The sequence below is a fragment of the Psychrobacter sp. T6-1 genome (assembly GCF_052258445.1).
In genome coordinates this window covers 1-4,963 of sequence record NZ_JBQQFC010000182.1, presented here as the reverse complement: position 1 = coordinate 4,963, position 4,963 = coordinate 1, and the positions used below count along the sequence as shown (strand labels likewise).

The 4,963-nt window shown below is 46.4% G+C and carries 5 protein-coding genes; 4 read left to right on the top strand and 1 reads right to left on the bottom strand.

Annotated features, from left to right (window positions below):
- The first annotated feature begins 97 nt into the window (after positions 1 to 97).
- From queE to ACTXGO_RS09605, 4 genes are all read left to right on the top strand, one after another.
- On the top strand, positions 98 to 829 hold the full coding sequence (gene queE, locus ACTXGO_RS09620) for a 7-carboxy-7-deazaguanine synthase QueE (RefSeq protein WP_435949304.1): 732 nt from the start codon (positions 98 to 100) through the stop codon (positions 827 to 829).
- A 54-nt stretch (positions 830 to 883) separates the two neighbouring features.
- Positions 884 to 2,050 carry a multidrug resistance efflux transporter family protein gene (locus ACTXGO_RS09615; protein ID WP_435949306.1) on the top strand — a complete coding sequence of 389 codons (1,167 nt, stop codon included), beginning with the start codon at positions 884 to 886 and terminating at the stop codon, positions 2,048 to 2,050.
- Positions 2,051 to 2,151: 101 nt separating this feature from the next.
- Positions 2,152 to 2,787 (top strand): trimeric intracellular cation channel family protein, encoded by a 636-nt coding sequence (locus ACTXGO_RS09610; protein ID WP_435949307.1) that lies wholly within the window; start codon positions 2,152 to 2,154, stop codon positions 2,785 to 2,787.
- Between the two features lie 48 nt (positions 2,788 to 2,835).
- Complete coding sequence (locus ACTXGO_RS09605; protein WP_435949309.1) at positions 2,836 to 3,498, top strand: trimeric intracellular cation channel family protein; 663 nt, start codon at positions 2,836 to 2,838, stop codon at positions 3,496 to 3,498.
- Between the two features lie 73 nt (positions 3,499 to 3,571).
- Here ACTXGO_RS09605 and ACTXGO_RS09600 read toward each other — a convergent pair.
- The coding region (locus ACTXGO_RS09600) for a single-stranded-DNA-specific exonuclease RecJ (RefSeq protein WP_443574223.1) at positions 3,572 to 4,963 on the bottom strand (1,392 nt) is incomplete at its 5' end.

Genomic DNA, 4,963 nt, shown 5'->3' with positions numbered 1-4,963 from the left:
ACCTTTAGCATCTTCTTTTTAGTTTTACAGCATCCTTTAATAGCGCCGCTTACGTTATAATTCTCTTAATTTACCATTAAACACATTAGATAATCTTATGACTGAGACCCTACTCCGCAGCTCATCGATACCTGTCACTGACCCCGAAGCTGGTCTACGCCTGACTGAGATCTTTTATTCCTTGCAAGGTGAAGCCATCACCTCAGGCTTGCCGACGATATTTGTACGCTTAACGGGCTGTCCGCTCAGATGTGTCTACTGTGATACTGAATATGCGTTTACAGGAGGGGTACGTCAGTCGCTTGAGGCTATCATCGATACCATCAAAAGCTACCCTTGCACCCGTATTTGTCTTACAGGTGGTGAGCCGCTCGCGCAGCCTAATGCTATTGAGCTGATGAAGCGCTTATTGAGTCAAGGCTACGAGATATCACTTGAGACCGCGGGCGCATTGAGTGTTAAGGACGTGCCGACAGCAGTGAGCAAAGTTATGGATCTTAAAACCCCAAGCTCAGGCGAGGTGGATAAGAATCTATGGTCAAACCTAAACCACTTAACCGCGCATGATCAGATCAAGTTTGTGATTATGAACCGCACTGATTATGACTGGGCAAAGACCAAACTCATTGAGTATCAACTTAACGAATTGGTCGGTACCGTCTGGTTCTCTCCGATGTTTAATGTTGCAGACGATGTCAATGAAGACCTCAGCCCCGAGGTGCCGGTGCTCGCCCGCGAGCTTGCCGAGTGGATGCTCGCTGATGCCTTACCCGTTCGCTTTCAGTTGCAACTGCACAAGATTATTTGGGCGGATGCTAAAGGCAAATAGCGCTTCTATTACTGAACTGAGTATAGACAAACAAGCTTAGGTAAAGGATGTGAGATGGTCAAACTGATTTTACTAGGCTTATTGGCGGGCGCGTTTTTTAGCTCAACTTTCATCTTAAATGAGCTGATGAGTGATGCTGGTGGTCATTGGTTTTGGTCAGCGAGCCTACGCTACGTATTTATGTGGCTCATTATCACCTCCATTATTGTCCTGCAATTTGGTTTTGGACGTATTAAAGCGCTTGGCGTTTTATTTATTGAGCACTGGGGCTTTTGGTGTATCACAGGCAGTATCGGTTTTGGTGTCTTTTACACTGGCATCTGCTACGCCGCGGATCACGTCGCCGGCTGGGTAGTCGCTGCGACCTTTATGTTTACAGTTGTGACCAGTTTATTGGTGCTGCTCGCCTTTGGTCAACGCTTTGATAGGAAATTTATCATTTATGCCTTGCTGGTGTTTATCGGCGTAGTACTGGTCAATGTCAGCGAAGGTTTGCGTGCTTCTACCGTATCAGATATCAATATGGCTGAGATGCTTCTGCTGGGCGCATTGCCTGCCCTCCTAGCCGCCTTTTGTTATCCCATTGGTAATCAGCTCGTCTGGCAAGTGTCGTTTAATTCTAAGAGCATTAATTCTAAGAGTATCAATGCCAAAAGCATCAAGGCTAAGAATAGCAACGTTAAAAAAGACGAGGCGAAACAAGGTAGTGCTGATGATACAGTACCAACGTTAGCCGCTAGACCTGCTTTTGATGATGTCATATCAGGCGCAGATATGATTACAGAGGATGTTTGTGCTCACTCACTCGCGGCGCATCCTACTGTGCTCCAAGGCTTAATTGCTCGTATTCCAACGATTGAGACTACGCTTCTACAAAACGCCTTTAATAAAGTATGGCTGATGACGCTTGGGAGTTTGCCATTTTGGCTCGCTTTAGGCATTATAGTGCGTCCCAAATTACCCGATACCTCGCAGCTGTTTAATACTCTATTAGTGGCTTTATTGGCAGGGGTCGCGGCAACGACTATATTTTTGTATGCTCGTGATCAAGCCGTGACCTCCAGCGAAGTGGCTGGCGTCGACTCAACGCAGGCAAGCGAAGTGATATTTGCCTTGATAGGTGGTATCTTGCTGCTAGGTAATGCGCTGCCATCAGTGATGGGATTAGTAGGTATCGGATTGATTGTTGTTGGGCTGATATTATTTGCAAAGGATGGTTAGCGCCCTGCATTGTCAAAGTTTTTAGCGTAAACCCTTGATTTGAAACACGGTATGCACTCTTATTTTTAATACTCCACACGTCAACAACTGGCAATATCACTATGGTTAATGATTTAATTTTCCCCGATATTTTATTGTATTTGTTAGATATGGTTGGGGTCATTGCCTGCGCCATTGCTGGAACTTTACTGGCGCAGCACAAGGGTTTTGATATTGCTGGCTGTATCTTGGTGTCGATGGTCAACGCTATCGGCGGCGGTACTTTAAGAGATATGGCATTGGATCGACATCCGCTGTTTTGGATGACGGATTTGACCTATGTCATTGTGATTACCATGACCTCCCTTATTTTGCAGATATTTTTTCATTTGTATCACAAGATCGATAATGCTCTCAAACTCTTTGATGCTATTGGTCTGGCCGCTTTTAGCGTGATTGGGTTTAAGGTGGCGTTAAACATGGACGCATCACCCTTCATTGCAGTAATGATGGGCGTATGGACAGCGATTCTTGGCGGGTTGCTACGTGATATTATCTGTAATGAGATACCGCTGGTATTGCAGCGTGAGATTTATATTACCGCCAGCGTCATAGGTTCAGTGACTTATCTGTGCCTTCAGTACCTAGGGATCAGCGCGGGTATTAACGAATTTATTATGCTTCTGGTTATCTTTGGGGTACGTATGTTTGCCTTAAAGTTTGATTGGCATCTACCTTCTATCCGCTTGGTCAAGTGACAAGTAAAACGCTTTGCATATTAAAATGATTAAAAATGAGAGTCGCTCATGCTAACTATTGCCCTAGACACGGCAGTGATAACCACTTTTGATCCGCGCTCTTTGCTGTATTTATTCGATATGATCGGTATCGTCGCTTGTAGTATTTCAGGGACGATACTGGCTAAGCACAAAAATTTCGATGTCTTTGGCTGTTTGCTAGTCTCTATCGTCACGGCAATCGGCGGCGGTACAGTACGCGATGTTATCTTAGATCGTCACCCGCTGTTTTGGATGGTCGATATGAGCTACTTGACCGTCATTACTATCTCATCACTGGTTATGCAGATTTTCTTTCACCCAAACTCCGTACGAGTCGATAAGTTCCTCAAACTCTCTGACACTATTGGTCTATCTGCCTTTACCTTAATCGGTATCAAGGTCGCGGATAGCATGGGCGCCAATGTCCCTGTAGCGCTACTGCTCGGCGTCATCACGATCATCGTCGGCGGTATCATCCGCGATATGATCTGCAATGAGATTCCGCTGGTGTTGCAGCAAGAGATTTATATCTCCGCCGCTTTAACAGGCGGTATGCTCTATTTTGCGCTGCGTAACTTAGGGTTTAGCGATTGGATCACTGATATCGTTACGATGGCGACTATCTTTACGCTACGAATGCTAGCGATTCGCTTTGATTGGCAATTTCCAACGCTTGAGTGGCGATACTAAAAAGCGCCAACTTCGCATGACGTTGACGCTTTTATGTGTATTGGTTTGATAAGTGTAGCTGTATTTTGACAAGCTATGCCACTATAGCCAAATCTCTAACCATCAACTGCAAGCTTTGCTTAGAGTTCCATTCATTAATATCCAACTGAAACAGCAGGTGCACTTTTTGCGCGCGGTAATCCCACACCTCGTTATCGAAGTTAAAATAAATCGCCTCAATAGGATATTGCACATCAGGATAACGCAGAGATAGCTTTAGGTGCTTATCTTTTAGTATCTTAAAACTAAGCACCTCAAAGACACCGTCGAATATCGGCGGCGCAAAGCCATGACCCCAAATACTGGCATTGGCTAAATGCTCAGCGAATCCTAAGCTAAAGTCGCAAGCCTGCAAAGGCCCATCGGTAAATTTTTGCTCAGCAAATACCTCATCCTCTAATTGTGCCATGACCGCATCAAAAGCATTGACAAAGCCTTCAAAATTGCGTCGTTTTAGAGTCAAACCTGCCGCCATGGCATGCCCGCCAAAATGGCTAATCAGATTAGGATGCTGCTCAGCTACTTGCTCAATAGCATCACGGATATGCACGCCAGCAATAGAGCGAGCTGAACCTTTAATAGGATCATCATCACCCGTACGTTCTGTATTGGCGGGCGCAAAGACGATGCTAGGACGGTAATGGCTCTCTTTTAGCCGCCCTGCGACGATACCGATAACGCCTTGATGCCAGTCATCTTTATATAAAATGATACTACGGCTCGCCTTAGTTTTTGCGCCGTCATTGGTTTCTGTGTTGCGAGCACTCTCTTTATGTGTGCGATCACGGCAGATGGTATCGTCATCGTTATCATCTACTGCCTCATCATCGCCATTGTCGGTAATCAAGGTTTGCACGATAGTATCCGCTTGCGCGCGCATCTCGCCTTCGACTTGACGGCGCGTGCGATTGAGCTGTTCAAGCTCATGAGCCAAGCGCTGCGCGGTACTCCAATCCTCAGTCAGCAGGCAGTCAATACCGATACGCATGTTATCCATGCGACCGGCGGCATTGATACGTGGCCCTAATACAAAGCCAAAGTCCTGCGCTTGCATCTGCTTGGGATCGCGCCCTGCTTGTTCAAGAAGCGCCAATATTCCAAGGCTACAGCGCCCTTGGCGAATCGCAGTAAGCCCATGATGTACGAGCGTGCGATTGTTTTTATCGAGTACGCCGACATCAGCGATAGTGCCAAGCGCGACTAGATCTAAATGTTGACTGACTTGCACAGTAGACTTGCCTGCCGCGCGGCGCAATTTCGCCAAGCGTCCTAAGACATAGAACGCTACGCCGACGCCGACAAGTGCTTTACTAGCAAAGCCACAATCTATCTGATTAGGATTGACCACAGCTTCAGCAGGCGGCACGGTCTTGGTGGTGAGATGATGATCGGTTATGATAACGATGATACCGTCAGCTTGCGCGCG

What these genes read in the sequence shown, in the direction of transcription:
- queE (WP_435949304.1), top strand. Translation starts at nt 98, where the DNA reads ATGACTGAGACCCTACTCCGCAGCTCATCGATACCTGTCACTGACCCC.
- ACTXGO_RS09615 (WP_435949306.1), top strand. Translation starts at nt 884, where the DNA reads ATGGTCAAACTGATTTTACTAGGCTTATTGGCGGGCGCGTTTTTTAGC.
- ACTXGO_RS09610 (WP_435949307.1), top strand. Translation starts at nt 2,152, where the DNA reads ATGGTTAATGATTTAATTTTCCCCGATATTTTATTGTATTTGTTAGAT.
- ACTXGO_RS09605 (WP_435949309.1), top strand. Translation starts at nt 2,836, where the DNA reads ATGCTAACTATTGCCCTAGACACGGCAGTGATAACCACTTTTGATCCG.